Source organism: Parasaccharibacter sp. TMW2.1890 (assembly GCF_023337645.1).
Classification (GTDB): Bacteria; Pseudomonadota; Alphaproteobacteria; order Acetobacterales; family Acetobacteraceae; genus Bombella; species Bombella apis.
On sequence record NZ_NWUV01000001.1, the window covers coordinates 990,191 to 1,011,211 of the forward strand.

The following is a 21,021-nucleotide window of genomic DNA, read 5'->3' on the forward strand; positions in this document are numbered from 1 at the left end:
TTACCCGGAGTCTCCCCCATGCCGCCCCGTTCTCCCTCCTTCCAGCAGGTTCTGGTGGAAGCTGTGGCCGACCTGCGGACGCATGGGTATGACAGCAAGACACGGGTGCAGAAGTGGGTGCGTGCCCTGCGCCGGGCAGCGGAAACCGCCACAGGCTCGCCTCACCTTCTGGAAGATGAGATCCGCCGCACCCTCCGCAAGGCGTACTCACAGCAGGTCACAGGGGGTGTTCTGGCCCGGCGGCAGGGCGTCCCTGCCTATACCGTCAGGAAGCTGTCACCTACCCTCCAGCGGGAACTCTCCCGCCGGATACAGGCCGCCGCCGACCTCATCACCCTGAACCGCACGCAGGCGATCGAGCGCACCCTGCAACGCTTCTCCGGCTGGGCCACGGCACAAAACCCCGGACGGGTGACGCAGGAGAAGGTACGGGAGATCAAGGCGGACATCGCCAGGCCTGTGCGGTCCCAACCTTTCGAGCGGCGGCGGGTCATCATCGACCAGACGGCCAAGCTGAACAGCAACATCAATTACCTTGTGGCCTCGGACAACAAAGCCATCGCCGTGGTGTGGGATGCCAACGCCGGGCGGCCAAACTACAACCATCGCAAGGAACATCTGGCCCGTGACGGAAAAATCTACGTCCTACGGGATGGCTGGGCCTACAGGCAGGGCCTCATCACAAAAGGGGCCGGTATCTACGAGGACATGGACGGCTTCGGAGAGCTGCCCTTCTGTTCCTGCCGGGGCCGCTACCTCTACCACCTCGACCAGCTTCCCGACGACATGCTGACAGAAAAGGCCCGCAGGGCGTTGGGAAAACCATAGGAGATCACCATGCCTTCCAGTGACGACCGCCCACGGGATGAATATGGGCGGTGGGTCAGCGAAGATGGTGCCCAACATAAGGAGCTTCAGAAGCGGCACGGCAGGTTGCTGGACCGGCTGGAGAAGGAAGATGCCAACCCACCAGCTTATGGAGACAAGGCATGGAACATCGGCCCGGGAGGTTATGATACCCGCACCCAGCCGGGACTGTCCCGCCCTATCGTGCTGGGGGAAATCCACCACCCCCATGACAGAAACACTCATGTCCCTGTCGTGTTGCGGGAAGGAATGCAGGATACCACCCACCCTGCTGGATCAGGGTTTGGCAGACGACACATCGAGTTTCGTCATGGGCAGGAACTGCGGGACAAAGGCTTCCGTGACGCCTTGGACTTCGCCGGGCACATAGTCAACCACCATGACATTGATGTGGAAGATCGGCGACGTGGTTCCCGTATTCTGGCACAGAAGCCGGAGAAGGAAAGCTCCAATGCCAGGACGCCCCTTACACCGCTAAGGCTGCACGAGAACGGTGACCACTACTCGGTCACAACGGCCTATCGTGGGAAATGGCGGGACGTGAAGAAACTGCAGAAGCAGGCGGAGGACTCGCAGTGGACGGGAGAACCGTCGCATCCTCCTGATGCCCGTTCCGGTCATGGGCATGAGGTTGTACAGACCGTGCCCCCACAAGGACCGGATGGGGACCGGCAAGGCGACAATTCACCTGCTCCGCCACTGAATATGGGCCGCAGGGCCGTCTCCCGTCAAGACGGTCATGAGCCAGAGATTATCCCCCTCCTGCCGCCGGAGCATTTCCGCTGCACGGTTCACGAACAGAAAGACACCACCATGCCCTCCGTTACTGCCGCCGGTATTGTCTATGCCGCCGCCGGGCGTGTGCTGCTACTTAAGCGGGCTGATGGCACATGGGGCATCGTGGCGGGCAAGAGCGAGAACGGCGAAACCCCGCCGGAAACCGCTGCCCGTGAGGCGGTGGAGAAGATCGGCACTGCTCCAGAGGGCAGGACGCTCTGGTCCGTCCAGATGCCCCGCAGAGACGGTCCGGGCGATTTCTTGGCCTATGCCGTGCAGCTGGATGAGGAGTTCACGCCCCGCCTGAATGAGGAACATACGGGCTGGGGCTGGTTCGCAGGCAACAGGCTGCCATCGCCCCTGTTCCCCGGCACGGCGGACGTGCTGGACCGTTTCACCATGAACATGGGCGGCATCTGCCAGAAGATGGCGGACGGCATCTATGCCAGCCCCCAGCGGTTCATGAACGTCACGCTCTTTGCCATGCGCATCAGCGGGACGGGCTGGGCCTACAGGGGTGGAGACCGGCAGGAATACGCCTATCGCAGCCGGGATGACTGGCTCACCCCCGAGGTCATGCAGGCCTGCCAGGGGATGCCGGTTGTTCTGGAACACCCCGAAGAAACACCCGTCATCACGGATGCCTTCTACCGGGAGCGGTCAGTCGGCCAGGTCGTCCTGCCTTACATCAAAGGGGATGCACTCTGGGCCGTCGTCCGCATCCAGAACCGAGCCGTGGCACAAGCCCTGACAGATGAACAGTGGTCCACCTCGCCGGGCGTGCTGACGGGCAAGGACAGCGTCAGCCGCCCTCTGGGGCAGGACGGCACTACCCTGCTGGTGGAGGGGGCACCCTTCCACCCTGACCACCTCGCCATCGTCTCAGCTGGTGTCTGGGACAAGTACGGGCCACCCACGGGGATTGATTCCTCACTTTCACGACAAGATGGAGACACGCACATGGCTGATCTGAATGTCGCCATGCGTTCCACCTGCGATGCGCTGACACAGCGTTGCACGGATGGACGCAAAGACGCCGAAGACAAGGGCAACAAGGAAAGCTCTGCCCTGTTCGCCTCGCTGCTGGAGCAGCTGGACAAGCTCAAGGGGCTGATCGAAGGGGCAGCCACCGCCCGCACGGATGGTGAAGAAAAGGGGCCGGATGAAAAGGAACTCGCCCAGCAGCTCATGAAGATTGGCAAGGACATCGCCAAGCATGATGGCGAAGGTGACATGCCCTCCAATCACATCCCCGGCGAGCCGCTCCCGCAGACCAGCTCTGAAGCTCCGGAGGACAAGGAAAAACTGGCTGACGCTCTGGAAAAGATCGCCAATGACGCCCTGAAGGACCGCCGTGACCGCAAGGACAGCACGGAAGGCGGCAAGGGTCAGGCTGAGAAAGCCGTGGAAGCCCAGACCGAAAAGGACCGAAAGGATGCTCTGGAAGGCCCGGCCACCGGGACAGTGGAACGCAAGGACATGACGATGCCCCCCGAACAGATGGCCCGGATGGTCGAGAACATGCGGGCCAATGGCTGCGATGACAAGGCCATTGCCCAGTGCGTGGCAGACTGCGGCGGCAACCCGGCTGACTATGTGAAGGCCGAAACGGATGCCGAGCGAGAAACCCGTGAGCGTCTGGCCGAGATGGACCGCCGGGATGCCGAACGCCGGAAGGAGCTGGATGAACTGAAGGCCAGCACTCGCCCCCTTTCCGATGAGGAGCACAACGAGATCAGCGAGACAGAAGCCCATACGGATGCCGTGGCCCAGCCGCTGGGCCTGAAGACGCCCCGCTACATCCCCGGCGAGACGGCCACCGGCTACAAGCGCCGCTGTGCCGCCCTCCTCCAGCCCCACTCCGAGGACTGGAAGGGCACGGACCTCTCCAAACTGCCGCCAGAGGTCTTCGCCGTAGCGGCACGACAGATCCACAAGGACGCCCAGGCAGCCGCCCAACGCCCAGTGAAGTACGACAGCAAGCAGCCCCTCACCGCCGTGCGCCAGCGCAGCGAGACCGGCCACACCCGCACTGATTACCGGGGCGGCTTCCGTGGCGCCTTCGGCAGCTTCATGGCCTGATAAGGATTTCTCATCATGGCAAATACGCCTTCTTTCTCCCCTTACGCCACGACACAGGCTTCCGGCCTGTTCAACAGCTCCACGACCGGGGCCATTCAGGGCCTCATGGTGGCCGACCCGGCAGCCCGCTACCGCCTCTCCATCGGCTATGTCGATCAGGAAGAAACCCTGCCCATGTGGGGCGGCGTCGCCGTCTCCGAACGTATCGGGCGCATCCCGGGCATGGGGGCCAGCGTCAACAGCGGCACATCCCCCAACAATGGCCGCATGGGGTCCGCCCTCAAGCGGGCTACTTCCACTACGGACATCACCGGCTTTGCACTGTACGACCATGCCAACCATATGGTCATCACGCCATCCAGCCGTGCCCCGCAGGCCTTCCCCGGCAATTCCATCGGCTTCGCCCGCTTTGGCTCCAACGTGCGGGTGCCCGTCCCGGCTGACCCGGCCCTGCTGAATCAGGTCGGGCAGCTGACCAACGGATCCTTCGGCTGGGACTTCCAGAACCAGCGTCTGGTGGCAGGCAGCGGCGGCTCCACCATCCCGGTGCGCCTGCTGGAGGTCTATGAAACCGGGGGCCTTCTGGTGAACTACGACCAGACGGAAGGCACCCTCAACTGGCTGCGCTCGGACGACCCGAAGGCCAGTTCCGTTCTCGTCCTCATCCAGCTCTGACGCTCTGAAAGGATACGCCCATGGCACTGATTGCTCCTGCCCGGATGACGGTCAATCCGTCATTCACCTCTCCCCGCTTCTTGCTCAATAATGCCGTCCGCTCCGGCTTCATGCGGCTCTTTCCCGGTGACGGGCCGGATGTAAAGCTGACCGAAGGCGCAAAGGCCGTCTATGTCCCGGTGCTGGACCTCCGCACCCTCGCAAAGGGTAGCCAGACAGGCTACAACGAGCTGCCCAGCGTCAGCATCAAGGCGGACTACATCACCACCCCGGCTTACGAGCAGAAGGTGCGTGTCGCCTATTCCCGTGAAGACCTCAACGCCGCTTCCAGCTGGAACATCTCCCTGGCCAGTGCCTACACCATGGCCATGCGTCAGGCCCATTTCCAGCTCCTGCGTGACGCCGCCCTGTTCGGCTTCAATCCACAGAATGGCGAGGGTCTCATCAACAGTGCCTCCGGCACCGTGCGGGAGCGGTTACAGGCCGACAGCAACGGCAAGACCACGCTGGATGACTACGACCCCGGTCAGGCATTGCAGGCGTTTCTACGGGCCGTTACGGGCCGCCTGAACGCCTGCAACCTGCTGGGCATCTCCGCCCAGTACAATGCAGGCGGACCGCCGGTACGGGTCGTCTTCCTTGCCCCGCAGCGTGTGCTGGGCCTTCTGGCCTCCCGCATCGTGGAGCTGACATCCTACCAGCGTCCCGGTGCCGGTTCAGCGTCCATCATCCAGTCCATCATCGACGTGATGAAGGCCTCCAACGTGGATGTGCAGTTTGCGCCGGACGACACGCTGCGGGGCCGTGGCGAGGGCGGTACGGATGCGGTCATCCTGACCATCCCGGAACTGCCCGACATGGACGCACAGAGACAGTTTGACACCAACGTGTTTGGCGACGAGTTCCAGCCTGATGAGCGGGCCTGCAATGCCCTGTTCGTGGACCGTGAGGTGCCCGCCGAGATCTCCGGCCCCATCGGGGCCGAGGGGACGGACACGGTGAGCTTCATGACGGTCACCTCCGGCTGGTCCCTGCGTGGTGAGGCCACGGCCATCCTCTCCATCCCGGTGGCGGACGGCAACGAGTTCTCCCTGAACACCGCCCAGGCAGCGCAGGCAACACAGACCGCCAGCACGGCCAGCAGCGGCACGGCAGCCAAGACAGGCTCGTAAGAGCCATGACGAGGCGGAGGGGCATGGCCTCTCCCCTCTCCATCATTGAGGATCAATCCATGAAGCTCTTTGTCGGAAATCCAACCAACCAGACGCACATTTTCACCTTCCGCAGGCCCGGCGACCGAGTGGATAATCCCAGCCGTGTGACCATCCGGCCCGGGGCGCAGATCGTCATTGATGATCTGGACCCTGAAGATGTGCGGGACATCATCCACCAGCATCGGGCCTTCGGCTTCTGCAACAGCCGGGACGCCCTGCGGAACCCGACCTACCGGGGACTGGTCTATTCCGAAGATCGCCCCGTAGATTTTCAGGCCCTGGCCGATGGCGTGCAGGACAATCACGAGAAGCTGAAGGCGGAAGGTGCCCGCAACCGCCGGGCCTCTGCCGAACAGATCGCCGGGCAGACCATCGCCAAAACCAAAGGGCGGCGCAACCGTACACGCTCGCTTGATGTGGAAATCTCCACACAGTCCGACAGTGACACGGCCCCCTCTTCCTTCTCTAAGGAAACGTATCACGCTGACGGAGAGTGACCATGCCGGATGACAGCACACCAACACTGGAGGGATTTCAGACCTTCGTGCGGGACATCATGCAGGTGCCCGGCGGGGCCGTCCCTCCTGATGGCGTGCTGGGCATGGTCTTCCGTCTGGCCAATGATCTCGTCATCCGTGACCTGCGGCTGATTGATGGCTCCCTGTACACGGACTGCGTGTACAATCTGGCGGCCTCCTACCTTCTCAAGTTCGCCCAGGACACGGCCAGCAGCACGCCACCGGGCTACTGGGCCAAGGTACGGGAACAGCTGGGCATGAACAGCACCACGCCGGGCCTCATCCAGTCCAGCAGCGACAACGGCACCTCCCAGAGCTGGATGATCCCCGACAGCCTGAAGAACCTCTCCCTGGCTGATCTGGACGCCATGAAGAACCCCTACGGGCAGTTCTATCTCTCCATCATGCAGCAGTACGGAAGCGTCTGGGGATGGGCATGAAAATCCACAAAATCCATCTGGGCGTGATCGAGCAGGTGCATGGCGACGGCAAGGGTGATCCCCTCACCACGTCCAAGCTGGCCGAGATACTGGAGCAGGAATACGGCATCTTCTCCGGCTTCGTGGCGGCCAATGCGGAGTGGATCAACGGGCAGATTGCCGAGGCTATGGCCGGAGCTGCTACCTCTGCCCTTGTCAGCGATGAGGACGTGGTCCTACCTCTGGAACGTGTGGCGGCCGATCTGGCGCACCGCCTCCAGCAGGCCATCGCCACCGGCCAGATCGAGCGTCTGGACCTCGGGCCGGGCACGGTGCCGACACGGGCCGCCCTCATGGGCATCAATCACCGCTTCAAGTCAGGCCTGAACAACATTTCACCGGGCCAGAAAGCCGCTTTCCTCAAGGCACAGAAGAAACTGCCCAAAGGCGAACGTGCCCGCCCCGTTGGTGACCGCCGCCCCTCCTTTGTCGATACCGGCGTCCTGCTGGGCAGCGTCAGGGGCTGGGCTGAGTAAGGACTGTTACCATGCCCTCCCTGGACGAAATCACCCGCACGACCGGAACGCCTCTGGCCAATGCTCTGGCGGCGGGTCTCGGCGACATCTCCTACGGCCAGACCGTCCGCTTCACCCGGTATCAGCGCACCGTGCTGCCGGTGGACGGGTTCGTGTTCTGGGTCTCTACAGGGGAAACGCAGGACGTACAGGGAGCCATCCACGTCACCACCGGCAATGAACTGACAGAGGACCAGGCCTACGACCAGAGCAGCATCGTGCTGACCACCAAGACGGAGGTCCATCCTTTCCATGACCTCGCCCTGGACACGATCTGGATCGGGGATTTCGAGGGGGTTCGCTTTGCCATCAGCTCCCGCTCCAGCCGGTACAGTCAGGCAGGTCTGTTCCATTATCTGGGCAGTACCGTCACACCAGCCTTTCAGAGCCAGTTCATCGACAGTGCGTCCATGCTCCAGAAGATGGAGCCGGTCACGAGTTCCAGCCTCGCCCTCTTTCTGGCCCTCCCCATGCTGGGGTCAGTCGCCCTGGACTGGTGCCCATGGCCGTCTGGCGTGCCCGTCTTCCCCTCTTTCGCCGTACCGGACAACCAGCCCCCGCCCTATGTGGCGGTCCATAATGCACCAGATGGCGGCAGAGCCGTCAGCATGGGCACGCTGGACCCGCGCCGCATCCTGCACTGGGCACTGCTGAATGATGACCGGCTGGGCATCATCAACAGCCCGCATATCCGGGATGAGAAGCAGGCGAGTGCCGAGATCAACGCACTGGCCATGAGCAAGACCATCGAGCTGGACGTGATGTACAGCCAGACCGCCCTGCGGGACACGGCCCTGCAACTCATCCGCCATGTCACACCTACCCTCACGAGGTCTTCCTAATGCCCCAGATTGTCACCATCAATGAAAACGTCGTCCGAGGCGCAGCCCCCAGCCTGCTCCAGCAGAAAGGGGTTCTCGTCTCGCTGGGCGGCACGAACACCGCCACCGGGACGCTATCCTTCCTCTCCGAGGCTGCCGACCTGACGGCCCTCCTGCCCCCGGCCCAGACCACCGCTGCATCCGGTAATGCCGAAGCCTCCAGCACGGCACAGGCTGGCAGCCCGGCGGCCACGCCCTCCAGTGCCACGCAGGAACTTCAGGCCATGGTGGCCTCATGGTTCGCAAACTCCTCATCCGGTGTCTGGGTGCTGGAGCTGGGTGGCACGAAGGCCATTGCGGACGGGCTGGGCAGCTTCATCGCCAGCAACCCGCTCACCTTCTACAGCTATGTCCTCCCCCGTGGCTCCCAGAAGATGGACGACAGGCTGCCTGCCTTTCTGGGCAACCAGGGCGGCAACAATGCCCGTATCTACTTCTTCCTCTGCGGTGGAAAGGATGATGCCGTCAGCCTGACAGCCAGCCCCTCCAAGGCCGTCTTCTATGGTGCGGAGGCCGCCGGAGCCAGCCAGACCGGCGAGCATCTGGCTGCCGCCGTCTGTGCTCAGTTCCTCTCCGCCCGACCCGGCCCGGTCAACCGTCTGGCCCCGATGAACTTCCGCTTCCTGACGGGCATAACGGCATGGGCCGAGGCCGGGAACGGCCCCGCCTTCGCCAGCATGAAGGCCTCAAACATCAGCTTCCCCGGCACGTCCCGGGAGGGCGGCGTGGATGGCACCATCCTGTTCTGGGGCAACTTCATCAATGGCGACCCCATGTCAGAATGGTATGGGGCCGACTGGGCTGCCATCAATCTGGAACTTCAGCTGGCCAACCTGCTCATCGAGGACAGCCAACCGGGCATCCGTCCCCTCGTCTATGACCAGAACGGCATCGACCGCATCACGGCACGGGCCGAGCAGACACTGGGCGGTGGCGAAGCCGCAGGCTGCGTGACCGGCTACAGCATCACCGCCACGCCATTCGCCCAGTATGTCACGCAGAACCCAGCATCCTACACGGCAGGCGACTACAGCGGCATCGCAGCCACCATCACCACGCCACGGGGCTTCATCTCCCTTATCTTCAACCTTGCCGTGGATTTCAGCGGGCAGAGCGTCGCTGCCACCACAGACACCACCAGCACGGGGGTTTAACCCATGTCCATCAGCCCCAATACCCCGCAGGGGATGCTCAACCGCCTGCGTGGCTCCATCATCATCCCCTCCAACAGCGCACTGAACGTCACGTCTGATTTCCTGACGCCGGAGGGCATAGAGATCCAGCCGGAAGGGAATGTCACGGACCTGCTGGACACGATGACGGGCCGGGTTGGATCTCAGGCAGCCAAACAGAACATCAACATCGTCATCAATCTGGTACGCAGCCAGAGCCTCGCCACGGCCTATTACAACCAGATACTGAAGAACACGGCCCTGGGTGAGATCAGCATCATCAGCGACAGCTCCGCCATGCCCCGCCGGACCATCCGCAACTGCTACATCATGTCCCGCCCGGAAGAGGCCCTGAACGGCACGCAGGTCCGCTGGAATGTCACGCTGGCCGGGTATGAGGTCGTCAATGGCGACCTGTGGGAGGCCGCATGAACGAGGTCAGCATCAACGAGGCCCTGAACCTCGTCGTGCCCGTGGGGGATGGGAAAGGCACTGTCCTCTGCCCGCCCCTCTCCAGAGAAGCCTTCTCGTCCTGCTGGTCCCTGCTGGCCCGGACATGGAGCCGCCTGGAGGCCGAAGACCTCGGCATCACCGCCGGGGGGGCCGTGGCCGCCCATGCGCTCGCCGACATCGCCCGCCAGAGCGGCCCGGAGGAACAGGAGAAGCACCGGGCCTTTCTGGCCGAGCTGCGGCGCAATGCCTCCTACATCGGCCCGATGGGTGATGACGGCTTCGGCCCCGTCCCGCTGGGCACAGCCCTGCAACGAGGCTGGATCAATGAGGATGAACGGGACGAGCTGGAGAACATCCTCGTTTTTTTTACGCTCGGCTCCCGCCTCCTGCCACGGGCGAGACGGCAGATCGTCTTTCGCCTGATGCTCTCGCTGCGCACTGTGGCCGCTTCCTCATTGAACGCTACGGAGTACGCCGCTTCCGCTGCGACCTCGCAGAGGGGCGCGCCTACTGGCGGGACGGAGGGGGTATCATCGCCACCGTCCTCGACTGGCTGACCGGCCCTGCCTTCCGGCAGCTGATGGGCGAGGACAGTCCCTTTGAGAACGCCGCCCAGTACCGGGCATGGATGAACCGACATGGCTAGCCAGACCAGCATCATAGACATTCAGGTCAATGACAGTGCCTTCCAGACCTATCTGGCCTCCGTGCGGGAATATCGGGACCTGCTAAAGGAATCCGGTGCGGAACTCCAGAAAGCTCTGGATGAGGTGGATAGCGGCTCCGGCCAGAACAGGGCCCTGAAGGAAGAACTCAGGACCCGCAAGGCCATTGCCAAGGCCAGCCGGGACGCCACCTTTGAAGAAAACCGGGGCGAAGATGCCGAGAACCGGCAGAACACCCGCCTGCGGGACCGCATCCGCCTGACCCTTGAAGCCGGACGGCACCAGAGAGAGAACATCAATGCGGCGATGAAGTTCGCCAAAAGCCCCATTGGCAGGCTGGGCATCGCCGGAGCCGCTGCCGCCGGGCTGGTCAAGGCCCTCAATGCCGCCGGCAGCCTCGCCCAGCAGGGCACGGACCTGCGCACACAGGCCAGGATGGCAGGCATGGATGCCGGGCACTACACGGCATGGCAGCGCAATCTGGAACCGTATGACCCTAATGGTGCCCTGCTCCAGCACGCCGTGGAAGCCACACGGGACGGAGCCGAAGCTGCCAGATTGCAGGCCATCGGGGTGGATACCTCCAGCAATGACCCGTCAAAGATCCTCGCCTCCCTCGTCCCGGCCCTGCGCCAGTTCCGCAACGCCCATCAGGGACCGGCAGAACGGCAGGTCTTCGAGGGGATGCAGCTGGGTGATCTGGTCGAGACGGCTGATCTTCTGGGCCGTACCGGTGCGGATGAGGTCAATGCCATCCCCGGCACGGTGGAGCAGAACGCCCGGCGCAATCAGGTCTCTGATGACGTCCTGCGCCGCCATCAGGAAGCCTCCCTCAATGTCGGCCGACGTCATGATGAATGGACGGCCACGAAGCTGAACACCCTCGCCCCCGTGGTGGCGGGCATGACGCAGGGGGCCGAGAAGGCGCAGGAGCATCTGGACGACCTCGCCCTCTCCGCCGCAAAGGCTGCCGGTAATCTGGACAGCCTGACCGGCGGGAACGGCGCACTGGTCGGGGCCATCGCCGCCGCTCTGGGGCCGTCCCTTCTCAAAGGCGTCGGACTGAAGGCCCTGCCGAAGCTCGGCGGGGCGTTGCTGGGAAGAAGCGTGGCCAGCCCCCTGTTACGCATGGCTGGCCCTGCCGGTGCCATCATCGCAGGCCTCATCCCGCACGAGCTGGGGACGAATGACACGTTCGACATGGCGCACCACAACCCCGGCTCCATCCGCCGGGCCACGGCCCCTTCCATCACCTCCGATGCGGACCTCGACCGCCTCACCGGGGCCGTGGCGATGGCGGAGAGCCACGGAGATCCAAACGCTGTCAGCCCGGCGGGAGCGCAGGGCCTGCTCCAGATCATGCCGAAGACATTCCACAGCCTGGGCGGAACGAACCCGTTTGACCCCCGGCAGTCATGGCAGATCGGCCGGAAGTACCTGCGCCAGCTTCTGGACCGATACCACGACACGGAAAAAGCGTTGGCCGCCTATAACTGGGGGCCGGGCAATCTGGACGCAGACATCCGCCAGCAGGGAGACAGATGGCGGGACGGCCTGAAAAAGGAAACCCGTGACTACATCCCCCGGGTCATGAACAACCTCCAGAACAGCACCATCATCCGCATCGAGAATTACAGCGGGCAGGACCTGTCCGTGGCGGCACGACAGGGAGCAGTCCTATGAGCATCGGCGGCATCCTCAACAGCGTGGGCCGGACGGTCCTCAAGCTGGGCTACGAAATATCCCCCATCCTGCTGACGGGCGGCGTGGCCGAGAAGCTGGGCGGCACCGTGCCCATCCTGCTCTATACCGAAGCCGTCGCCACCGTGAACGGGCTGATCGCCGGGGGCCTCTCCGGCAGGCTGAACCTGCCTGATCTGGACAACATGTGGTGTACATGGAACCAGCTCAGCGGATCCACGCTGGTGGACAATGACGTGGCGACCTACCCCTTTGCCAACCAGACACTGGCGGCCAATGCGGTGGTGAACAGGCCTCTGGCCGTCTCCATGCAGATGCGCTGCCCGCCCAACGGCCCCGGTGCCATGGTGACGAAGCTGGCCACGCTACAGGCCCTCTCCGCCGTGCTGAACAAACACGTCACGATGGGCGGGGAGTTCGTGGTCATCACGCCGGGCCAGATCTACACCAACATGCTTCTGAGCCGCATGGTGGACACCTCCCCCAGCCCGGAGACACAGCCCAGCAGCCAGTTCCAGCTCGATTTCACACGGCCCCTGACACAGGCCGATGAGGCCGTACAGAAGCAGGGCACGCTGATGAAGAAGCTCTCCGGCGGGATGCCCGGCCTGGGCGGCTGGGGCAGCACCGGCAGCGGAAACCTGCTGGAAGGACCGCTCTCCGGGCTGGGGGTTATTTGAGAAGCCCTAACCACCAGAAAAGACGACTATTTCCTGTCAGGTTCAAAGAATTATGTAACCGATCGACCCTGTTCTTCTATGGCCAATTTCAAGTAAGCAGCCTCTTCGTCTGTCAAACCACGAAGAACAAATTCATATATATGATCATCACCATTATACTGAACAAATCCTTGAGTTATATTCGTAGATCTCACACGTTCATACCATCCTTTTGGATCGTTAATTACTGAACACTTAAGTGATGGATATTTCGAAAAATTTATTTCGTCCTTTTTGACTTCTATTTTGACTTTCATGCCATTTCCTCCTTCGGCCCCTGATGACTATTGATTTTAAGGATTCAGAACCACCTAACTGTTTCTTCCTCCCTCAGGAGGATAACATAAAAAAGGAACCCCACCATGCCTGACACAATCATCCCCTTCACGCCGGACGAGAACAGTGCGCCGCCCTTCCGGGCGCAGTTCAGTGATGCCGCCGGGCGGCTCTATACCATCTCTACATGGTGGAACATGGCGGGCCAGCGGTGGTATCTGAAGGTTGAGGACAGCGCAGAAAACACGCTACTCTTTCGCCCGTTGATTGGTTCACCACGGAATTACGACATCAACCTGACCGGCTCGATTTCGTCCGCCAGGCTGATATTCCGTGAGGACGATCAGGCATTTGAAGTCACGCAGTAAAGGGTTCTCTCATGTCCGGTACGCTCGCTCTCATCTTCCTTCTCTGGGGCCCAGCGACACAGCCCGGCAACCCGCCCAGCTACACACGCTCCGTACTGGCACCGGGAGACGAGCGGTACACCCTGCCACCCAATACGCCCAACCGGGAGTTCTATCTGGCCCGCAACAGGCTCCAGCAGGGCTACAACCCGCAGGGCGGAACCCCGGTGGGCTACGACTTCTCCACCCTGCCCGCCAATACGCTGCCAGAGTGCCAGTCCTACCTCCGCAGCCACTACCGTTTCTTTGAGGAGGCAGCCGAGAGCGAAAACCGGGTAATTCAGGATGCCCGCTGCGTCCTCATCCCGCCGGGCAAAATCCTCGGTGTGTTTCACGATGGCGGCTATGACGACGCTGGGAAACAAGTCGATGCGTTCGCGCTGCTGGATATTCCGGCAGCCCCGAAACAGGAGGGGCCAGCGTGTGCGAGGATCACTTATCCTGACTGGCCTCAGGAGGCACAGGAGGATAACGTAGAAGGACATGTGGACGCCCGTTGTGAAATATATGAGGACTCAGACGGATACAGGCGTAATCGGAATTGCACCGTGGTGAAGAAGAAAAAAAACAACCACTTCACAGAACTATACGACAATGCTGTACTTGATTTTGTTAATATAGCCTGTTGGAAAGGAGAGCCATCTCCTGATCCACAGGGACAGCCTCATCTATGGCACTACGATTTCACGTTCAACGACTAAGCTTAATCCACTACTCTCAACCAAGTGACGATGAAAAGTAAATTTACTACTTTTCATCGTCTCCTGACATATATTTGGCAACAAATTTATAACCATCAGGGAGGGTAGATTGATATGCCCCCTCTATCATCATAGATATCGCTTCTGACTGCATACGTTTACTCATCTTTAAATTCTCTAATGCTTTCTTTACTTCATAACGGGCTATAGATTTCTCTACAGAATCTGCATTACTATTTATAGCATCCTCATACACAGCCTCAGCTATTCTCAGTTCCTTCTCCGCCATAGCCACCTCTTGCTCGACATACTTTAAGTCAGACGTCAAGCCTTCTCTTAGAGCATTGAACGTAAAATCAAGACGTTGTTCAATCTCGGTATTCAATGATCTTCCAAAGGCCTTTGCGCTTTCCTCAATCTTCTTCTTGAGGTCTGCGGGAAGCCGGATGCGGAACTGTGGGTCATCTCTTTTAGCCATGTCACACGGTACTCCACTTTTTTTCTTGACTACAATAGCCCCACCGTGTGACAGATAAACCGTCCCACGGTGGGACAGACAAGAAAGAAGGATAATGACAAAACCCAAACTAGCGCAATTCAGGGTTTGGCTTGATAGCGAACTTCTGGACTGGACACGCAGGGATGCCGCTTACAACAAGCGCAGTCTCAGCGGGCAAATCTCCTTTTGTGTCGAAAGATACAAGGAGGATGTGGAAACAAAAAAGGCGTTGGAAAGCCACCAAGCAAGTTCCAACGCCTCTGAACAATGAACCTCGAAAGGAACACCTTGAGATGAGTAGTACCACAACACTGACAATCGCTTCCACCAAAATCAGACAGGATGCCGAGGGTCGCTATCGTTTGAATGACTGCCACCGAGCCTCCGGAGGCAACCCAAAGGATGCCCCCGCACAATGGTTTAGGGCAGCAAAAACCAAGGAATTGGTTGAGGAAATTGAAACTATGCAAAATTGCACAGTTTCCCCACTAGTGACGATTGAAGGTAAAAACGGCGGCACCTACGTCTGCAAGGAATTGGTCTATGCCTATGCCATGTGGATCAGCCCAGCTTTCCACCTGCATGTTATCCGGGCGTTTGACGATCTGATGCAGGGGAAGATACCCCGCTCCTCCCGCAACGTGGACACCACCCTGCCCCTGCGCCGAGCCCGACTGGCTTTCAGTGCTGCGCTACGATTCAACAAGCAGATGGGCATGGAAGTCGGGCTGGCCCGCCTGAAAGCCCTGGCCACAGCAAAAGCCCAAACCGGCATCGATGTTGCCAAGGCGTATGGCTGGGAGGCGGTAAGCCAGCCCGCTCCTGTTCAGGCCCGCACCCTGAACGCCACGGAAATCGGCCAGCACTTCGGTACCAACGCACGGGGCGCAAACCTGCTGCTGAAAAGCTGCGGCTACCAGACCGACAGCCGAGACCATAAAGGCCGCATCGTCTGGACACCTACCGAGAAAGGCCGCGCTTACGCCCGCCTTGAGGACCAGACGAAAGCCCATGCGGAAGGGACAGTGCAGCAGTGGCGGTGGTATCCGTCCATTCTGGAGGCTCTGGAAGGTGAAGGGGGTGTAGCATGAGCAACGCCTTTACGGCCACCACACCAGAGGCACGTCTTGAGCGGCTGCTCTCCACCTGCCGCTACGTGCAGCAGAACTGGGACAACCTGATATCCGCCCTCTCTGTCGTGGAAGACAGCATCCCCGACAGAGAAAACGCCGGTGTTCCTCTGGCTGGCCTCGTGCGCCTGATTATCAACAACCAGAACGATGAATATAGCGATTTCGTCTCTGAAATCAGACGGGCGGCGGGAGAGACAACCTGACCATTCTGGGGGGCTGTCCAAATCTGGGCATACCCCCCTTCTTCCCCAGTTGGAGGAAACAGGACTAGACTGGAAGAGTGTTCCCCACGCACGTGGGGATGAACCGATATAAACCTCATAAGTTCGATTTCGTCTTCCGTGTTCCCCACGCACGTGGGGATGACCAGCCGCCGGTCTCCTGTGCTGTCAGAGCCTCGGAGTGTTCCCCGCCTTAGCGGGGATTGGGGCACCTTAGCGGGTGCCCTTTTCTACGCCAGATGGAAATCAGCTTTCACGCCCAGCGCACGCATGATGCCGAGCAGGCTGGAAAGGCTGGGATTACCCTTTTCAGAGAGAGCTTTATAGAGTGCAGGGCGGGTAATACCTGCTTCCTCAGCCGTAGCGGACATGCCACGGGCCTTTGCGATGACAGAAAGCGCATGTGTGATGGCTTCGCTGTTTCCATCCTCCCACGCCATATTGAGCAGTTCGATCTGCACGGCGGGGTCTTTTGCAGCTTCAACGGCATCAAATGTGGTGAGTTCGATTTTTTTGCTCATAACTGCCCCTCCAACTGCACGGCAATATCCTTGGCCTGCTGAATATCCCTGGGTTGTGTCCGCTTCGTTCCACCGCCCAGCATGATGACCAGCACGCTTCCCCTCTGCACAAAGTAAAGACGATAGCCTGGCCCATAGTGAATCCGACTTTCAGAGACACCGCCACCGCACGGTTTGACATCCCCGAATGAACCGGCCTGCATGAGCGTAAGGCGAGCCTTGATCTTCGCTATGGCCCGCTGGTCTTTCAGCTTTGCCAGCCAGTCCCGGAAAGATGATGTCTGTCTGATCTCCCACATTTGTAAACTATAGATTACAAATGTTGCTTATTCAACCCTCCCCTCACCGGGAGGGTTTTTTATTGCTCAACGAAAGGAATATCCCCCGTGCGCTTCTATCGCCTCTCAGTGTCCGACCGTACACAGACAGAAAAACGGCAGAACAGCCAACGGCTTGATCTCAGAAAAGAACACGTCCAGCCTCCCTTTCTCCTCTGCTCCTACGTCCGACGCTCCAACAACGGCCCGGGCTTTGTCCCCGGCACCTCCACGGACCAGTTTGACCCCGGTGCGCTGGACATTCAGTTCCAGATCACCCAGACCAGCCTGACCACGTTTGAGGAAGGCGGCGGGGATGCGGCCATCACGATCCGTGGTGTGGATATTTCCACGATCAATCAGGCGTCCAATCTGGTCGGGAAGACGGTCTCACTACAGGCTGGCATGGGGCGGGGTCTTCCTCTCTCCAACCCCAAACAGATTGGCGAGATACTGCGTGGTACTGTCCGGGGGTCTGTTGGCAACTGGGTGGGGACGGACCTCAGCCTGACGCTATACGTCGCCAATTATGTGATCCCACCCGACCATCAGGCCGCCCAGATTGCGCCGGAGCTGCACCCGCATGACGCCACGCAGCCGCCTGTCGATAACTACCAGTTCCACTGCACGCAGGGCGGCGATCTTGTCACGGCGGTACGGACGGCCCTGAGCCACGTCAACCCGACCTACAAGATCATCATTGATGAGAAAGGGCCTATCCCCTGCTCAGAAGATGGTTTCGGGATATACAGGACATTCAAGGATTTGTGCGTGGCAATCGGGAAGTTCTGGTACCAGCAGACAGGGTCCGAAATCCTCATCACGGCGCAGGGCGACGCCTTCCGGGTGATGAATCAGGCCCGGCGGATGCACCCTATCCCGATCAGGTTTGAAGAATTGATCGGCCAGCCCTCATGGAACGGGCCGGTGGACATCTCCTTCACCTGCCCCATGCGGGGGGATATTCAGGTTGGCGATATTGTCCAGCTCCCCAACGTGGGCAGCAACGCCTACGGCGTGATTGGCGGCAGCGGGACGGACGCCCTGTATGTGCCCAAGAGCCGCAGCCTGTTCTCCGGCAACTTCTATGTGGGGCGCATCACGCATCTGGGGCAGTTCCGCTCCCCAGACGGGCAGCAGTGGGCCACGACCTTCCACTGCTGGCCGGCCTATCAGAAAGAAAGCGCAAGCCAATGACCGCCTTCCGCAAAACCCCACCCGCTGACTGGCTGCCCCGTCTGGCCCGGTCTCATGCCCGCTCCGTGAACGAACATAATGGCAAGGCGTTCCCGGCGACTGTGACCGGTATGCGGGGCCGGATTGCCCTGGTGCGGCTGGAGGTCAGCAGTAACCCTGCCCCACCTCCCTTCCGTGTTCCTGTGGCGGAGAGCGAGTATGTCCGCACACCCATCCAGCCCGGATGCAAAGGCGTTGTCCTCAGTGCCAATGCTGCGCTGGGCCAGATGACGGGGCTGGGCACACGCCGTCCCACACCAAGGGATGTCCCGCTCAATCTTGGCTCCTGCGTCTTCCTGCCCCTGACCAATGCCCAGTGGGAGGCTCTGGATGATGATACGCTGCACATGTACGGCGTGGCAGGTGTGGAGATACTCGACCGCCTCAATGGCCAATCCGCCCTGCGCCTGACCGAAGACCATGCCACCCTCTCCACCGGCTCCGCCACTGTGACGCTCTCCGGCGGTCGGGTGGAGATCAGCGGGGAGCTGGTCATCAACGGCCAGCCGTACAAGACGCATGAACACAGCAACGGCAACAATGGTGCCCCAACAGGTGGGGTTATTTAGGGTCCGGCTTCTCCCCTGACGAAAACAGGACTAGACTGGAAGAGTGTTCCCCACGCACGTGGGGATGACCCGAGCAGATCACCGGCCTGCGTGAAGTTGTCGAAGTGTTCCCCGCCTTTGCGGGGATGGACCGAAAGGGGTGTGCTCAAAGTTCAGCCCACCCCGTTACTCCCCGCCCTAGCGGGACAAGTTTGGGCAGAACCGGGAATTTAGCTGCTAAATTTTTTGATTAAACCCGTATATTCCCACACGTGTAAGGATGAACCTTAACTGGTTCCGAATTTCGGAACCAGTCGTTGACGTTACCTAAACATATCTGACAACACGCAATGAAAGCTTTCGCCAAAACCTCTCGACAAGCGTCATAGCCGGAAGGCCGTGGAAAGCAGGCCAGCTTTTTGAGAAGCCAGCATTGACACTATAAGCTATGGAATTTAGTGCGCCTTGTTGTAGATAAACGTACTAGGAAGACTTACTCGGGTGATTCGTTTATAACGTGGTTTGTCCCTAGTTGGAGATGCAAAGATGTCGGGTGCAGAAGATACATTTTTCTCGGATGGGGGCCACGAGAACATGGTTCCTCCGCGCCCTCTCCGTGCTTCCCGTGAAACTATTGAGAAATATGCTGAAGTTATTGCAAGAGAATATCTAAACCTTTCATACGGCGATGATATACAACATGCTGTCATAAAAGCTGGTGGAAAGATAGTAATAGGATCAACGGGAGAAAATACTAGCAATAGTGGATCTCTTATAGCGAGGTCACGCAATGATTTTACTATATACCTCTCTCCTTTTACTTCCTTGCTTCGTGATAGATTTACAATAGCTCATGAGTTAGGGCATCTTTTTCTTCACCTAGAAAATTCTCTGGAAGGAAATCCTTCTACTTCTATGTATGCAACGAGATATGTTGATGAAAAAAATGAAGAAGCCATGCGTGCGGAATGGGAAGCTAATTGGTTTGCTGCAGCCCTATTAATGCCAGCAACTAAATTTGCCGAAGTTTATAAAACAAACGGGGATGATCTTACGAAAACAGCAGACTTTTTTAAGGTTAGTTCTGCCGCAGCATCTGTTAGGGCTAATTCCCTAGATCTTTTAAAGTCTTAGGATTAAATGAGAAACATTATGCCAAATGAATTCCCAGAATATCGCGTTAGATTATTCTTATCTGTCGACCTTGTCGGATCTACTCAGCTAAAAAATAAAAGTAAAAGCAATAAACAATGGGTGAAGATTTTTCAAACTTTTTATAAGGAATTCCCCTCTACATTAGAAAGACAATATAGAAATATTACAAAAAATGAAAAATGCTGCGAAATCCGGCTCGATGACGCGGAAAGAGAAGCTTACCCTAAATTATGGAAAACAATTGGAGATGAAATTTTATTTTGTTGTTCTTTGCAGAGCTTGATCCACTTATCAGCATGTATGATCGCTTTTATTGAAGCGTTAATAGAATATGGGAATACGCTTAAAAATAGCAAAGAAATGAGTGGTGGTTTAAGCACAAAAGGTAATGCTTGGGTTGCATCGTTCCCTACACCGAATTGTAGCATATCTCTAAAGGATACTTCAAACGAAAGTGTTGTATCCGAGGAACTAGAAGAAGAAGTTGACAAAGATCCATCAAAATTTGATTTTTTGGGAAAGGGGATAGATGCTGGATTCAGGATATCTAAATTTTCTTCCGAAAATAATTTCACAATTTCCCCTGGATTGGGTGTTCTCGTATGTAAATGTATCGAAGGAAAAAATGTTACTGGGTTTTATCATAACATAACATTTATAAAACAAGAATCTCTTAAAGGGGTTGTTAATAATAATCCTTACCCTATTCTAGTAATAGATACCTGTAGGGATGATGATCAAAAAGAGCTGTTTAAAATTGAGAAAAAATTTTTAAAAACTCCGGAGGAACAGGATTGCTCTCAGCTCCGCGAATATCTAGAAAAGTATTTGAATTATCATGAAATAGAACTTCCAGATTTAAAATTATTTAGTAGCGACAAAAATCCGGAACCGCCTTATTTTTATAAGGAATATAAAATAGAATGGGAAAATGAGATGGAACAAGAAAATAAAAAAAATAAAGAATGGGAACATGACATGGAACAAAAAAAAGAAACAGAAAATAATGACGGAGACAAAGTATTGAAAGATGAGATGGAGAAAATATCTAAAAAAAATCCTAATTTTTATAAGGAATATAAAATAGAATGGGAACATGACATGGAACAAAAAAAGAAACAGAAAATAATGACGGAGACAAATTATTGGAAGATGAGATGGAGAAAATATCTAAAAAAAATCCTAAAAAATCAATGAAAGTATTTATTTTTACTGCTTTTGAAATATAATAGAAATCTTCTAATTATCTCTTGAATCAATCTTATGTGAAAGAAAAAGTTATGAATAAA

25 protein-coding genes are annotated in these 21,021 nt (G+C 58.2%); 22 read left to right on the forward strand and 3 right to left on the reverse strand.

The window, feature by feature from the left end:
• Positions 1 to 18: 18 nt before the first annotated feature.
• From CPA54_RS04470 to CPA54_RS04540, 15 genes are all read left to right on the forward strand, one after another.
• Positions 19 to 828 carry a hypothetical protein gene (locus CPA54_RS04470; RefSeq protein WP_249085599.1) on the forward strand — a complete coding sequence of 270 codons (810 nt, stop codon included), beginning with the start codon at positions 19 to 21 and terminating at the stop codon, positions 826 to 828.
• Between the two features lie 9 nt (positions 829 to 837).
• Positions 838 to 3,726, forward strand: a complete 2,889-nt coding sequence (locus CPA54_RS04475; RefSeq protein ID WP_249085600.1) for an NUDIX hydrolase — start codon at positions 838 to 840, stop codon at positions 3,724 to 3,726.
• 15 nt (positions 3,727 to 3,741) lie between these two features.
• Positions 3,742 to 4,401, forward strand: coding sequence for a hypothetical protein (locus CPA54_RS04480; RefSeq protein WP_249085601.1), 660 nt, complete (start codon positions 3,742 to 3,744; stop codon positions 4,399 to 4,401).
• A gap of 20 nt (positions 4,402 to 4,421) precedes the next feature.
• Entirely contained in the window at positions 4,422 to 5,573 is a 1,152-nt protein-coding gene (locus CPA54_RS04485) for a major capsid family protein (RefSeq protein ID WP_249085602.1), read from the forward strand.
• Between the two features lie 5 nt (positions 5,574 to 5,578).
• Entirely contained in the window at positions 5,579 to 6,112 is a 534-nt protein-coding gene (locus CPA54_RS04490) for a hypothetical protein (protein ID WP_249085603.1), read from the forward strand.
• Between the two features lie 2 nt (positions 6,113 to 6,114).
• Positions 6,115 to 6,573 carry a hypothetical protein gene (locus CPA54_RS04495; protein ID WP_249085604.1) on the forward strand — a complete coding sequence of 153 codons (459 nt, stop codon included), beginning with the start codon at positions 6,115 to 6,117 and terminating at the stop codon, positions 6,571 to 6,573.
• Entirely contained in the window at positions 6,570 to 7,088 is a 519-nt protein-coding gene (locus tag CPA54_RS04500) for a hypothetical protein (RefSeq protein WP_249085605.1), read from the forward strand. The genes CPA54_RS04495 and CPA54_RS04500 overlap by 4 nt, the downstream gene beginning before the upstream one ends.
• Before the next feature lie 11 nt (positions 7,089 to 7,099).
• Positions 7,100 to 7,969 (forward strand): hypothetical protein, encoded by an 870-nt coding sequence (locus CPA54_RS04505; RefSeq protein WP_249085606.1) that lies wholly within the window; start codon positions 7,100 to 7,102, stop codon positions 7,967 to 7,969.
• Positions 7,969 to 9,162 (forward strand): hypothetical protein, encoded by a 1,194-nt coding sequence (locus CPA54_RS04510; protein WP_249085607.1) that lies wholly within the window; start codon positions 7,969 to 7,971, stop codon positions 9,160 to 9,162. The genes CPA54_RS04505 and CPA54_RS04510 overlap by 1 nt, the downstream gene beginning before the upstream one ends.
• Before the next feature lie 3 nt (positions 9,163 to 9,165).
• A complete protein-coding gene (locus CPA54_RS04515) occupies positions 9,166 to 9,612 on the forward strand; it encodes a hypothetical protein (RefSeq protein ID WP_086442313.1) in 447 nt (148 codons plus the stop codon).
• Positions 9,609 to 10,190, forward strand: coding sequence for a hypothetical protein (locus CPA54_RS04520; RefSeq protein ID WP_086442312.1), 582 nt, complete (start codon positions 9,609 to 9,611; stop codon positions 10,188 to 10,190). Before CPA54_RS04515 ends, CPA54_RS04520 begins: the two co-directional genes overlap by 4 nt.
• Before the next feature lie 81 nt (positions 10,191 to 10,271).
• Positions 10,272 to 11,981, forward strand: a complete 1,710-nt coding sequence (locus CPA54_RS04525; protein ID WP_249085608.1) for a lytic transglycosylase domain-containing protein — start codon at positions 10,272 to 10,274, stop codon at positions 11,979 to 11,981.
• A complete protein-coding gene (locus CPA54_RS04530) occupies positions 11,978 to 12,679 on the forward strand; it encodes a hypothetical protein (RefSeq protein ID WP_249085609.1) in 702 nt (233 codons plus the stop codon). The genes CPA54_RS04525 and CPA54_RS04530 overlap by 4 nt, the downstream gene beginning before the upstream one ends.
• 401 nt (positions 12,680 to 13,080) lie before the next feature.
• Positions 13,081 to 13,362 carry a hypothetical protein gene (locus CPA54_RS04535; RefSeq protein WP_249085610.1) on the forward strand — a complete coding sequence of 94 codons (282 nt, stop codon included), beginning with the start codon at positions 13,081 to 13,083 and terminating at the stop codon, positions 13,360 to 13,362.
• Between the two features lie 11 nt (positions 13,363 to 13,373).
• Complete coding sequence (locus CPA54_RS04540; protein WP_249085611.1) at positions 13,374 to 14,102, forward strand: energy transducer TonB; 729 nt, start codon at positions 13,374 to 13,376, stop codon at positions 14,100 to 14,102.
• A 46-nt stretch (positions 14,103 to 14,148) separates the two neighbouring features.
• On the opposite strand, the gene CPA54_RS04545 is transcribed toward CPA54_RS04540, so the two are convergent.
• Positions 14,149 to 14,580: an Arc family DNA-binding protein gene (locus CPA54_RS04545; RefSeq protein WP_249085612.1), complete on the reverse strand. Its 432-nt coding sequence runs from the start codon at positions 14,578 to 14,580 to the stop codon at positions 14,149 to 14,151.
• 94 nt (positions 14,581 to 14,674) lie between these two features.
• Between CPA54_RS04545 and CPA54_RS04550 the strand changes: the two genes are divergently transcribed.
• Genes CPA54_RS04550 through CPA54_RS04560 form a run of 3 tightly spaced genes read left to right on the forward strand, consistent with a single transcriptional unit; the run spans position 14,675 to position 15,937 of the window.
• Positions 14,675 to 14,872 (forward strand): hypothetical protein, encoded by a 198-nt coding sequence (locus CPA54_RS04550; RefSeq protein ID WP_249085613.1) that lies wholly within the window; start codon positions 14,675 to 14,677, stop codon positions 14,870 to 14,872.
• 22 nt (positions 14,873 to 14,894) lie between these two features.
• On the forward strand, positions 14,895 to 15,692 hold the full coding sequence (locus tag CPA54_RS04555) for a KilA-N domain-containing protein (protein WP_249085614.1): 798 nt from the start codon (positions 14,895 to 14,897) through the stop codon (positions 15,690 to 15,692).
• Entirely contained in the window at positions 15,689 to 15,937 is a 249-nt protein-coding gene (locus CPA54_RS04560; RefSeq protein WP_249085615.1) for a hypothetical protein, read from the forward strand. The genes CPA54_RS04555 and CPA54_RS04560 overlap by 4 nt, the downstream gene beginning before the upstream one ends.
• 248 nt (positions 15,938 to 16,185) lie before the next feature.
• Here CPA54_RS04560 and CPA54_RS04565 read toward each other — a convergent pair whose 3' ends face one another.
• Positions 16,186 to 16,476, reverse strand: coding sequence for an addiction module antidote protein (locus CPA54_RS04565; RefSeq protein WP_249085616.1), 291 nt, complete (start codon positions 16,474 to 16,476; stop codon positions 16,186 to 16,188).
• Entirely contained in the window at positions 16,473 to 16,775 is a 303-nt protein-coding gene (locus CPA54_RS04570) for a type II toxin-antitoxin system RelE/ParE family toxin (RefSeq protein WP_249085618.1), read from the reverse strand. Before CPA54_RS04570 ends, CPA54_RS04565 begins: the two co-directional genes overlap by 4 nt.
• An 87-nt stretch (positions 16,776 to 16,862) precedes the next feature.
• On the opposite strand from CPA54_RS04570, the gene CPA54_RS04575 reads away from it, so the two are divergent.
• The 4 genes from CPA54_RS04575 (at position 16,863) to CPA54_RS04590 (ending at position 20,929) form a co-directional block, all read left to right on the forward strand.
• Positions 16,863 to 17,990 carry a hypothetical protein gene (locus CPA54_RS04575; protein WP_249085619.1) on the forward strand — a complete coding sequence of 376 codons (1,128 nt, stop codon included), beginning with the start codon at positions 16,863 to 16,865 and terminating at the stop codon, positions 17,988 to 17,990.
• Complete coding sequence (locus CPA54_RS04580; protein WP_249085621.1) at positions 17,987 to 18,598, forward strand: hypothetical protein; 612 nt, start codon at positions 17,987 to 17,989, stop codon at positions 18,596 to 18,598. The genes CPA54_RS04575 and CPA54_RS04580 overlap by 4 nt, the downstream gene beginning before the upstream one ends.
• A 525-nt stretch (positions 18,599 to 19,123) precedes the next feature.
• Positions 19,124 to 19,711 carry an ImmA/IrrE family metallo-endopeptidase gene (locus CPA54_RS04585; protein WP_249085623.1) on the forward strand — a complete coding sequence of 196 codons (588 nt, stop codon included), beginning with the start codon at positions 19,124 to 19,126 and terminating at the stop codon, positions 19,709 to 19,711.
• A gap of 18 nt (positions 19,712 to 19,729) precedes the next feature.
• Complete coding sequence (locus CPA54_RS04590) at positions 19,730 to 20,929, forward strand: hypothetical protein (protein ID WP_249085625.1); 1,200 nt, start codon at positions 19,730 to 19,732, stop codon at positions 20,927 to 20,929.
• Positions 20,930 to 21,021: the final 92 nt, after the last annotated feature.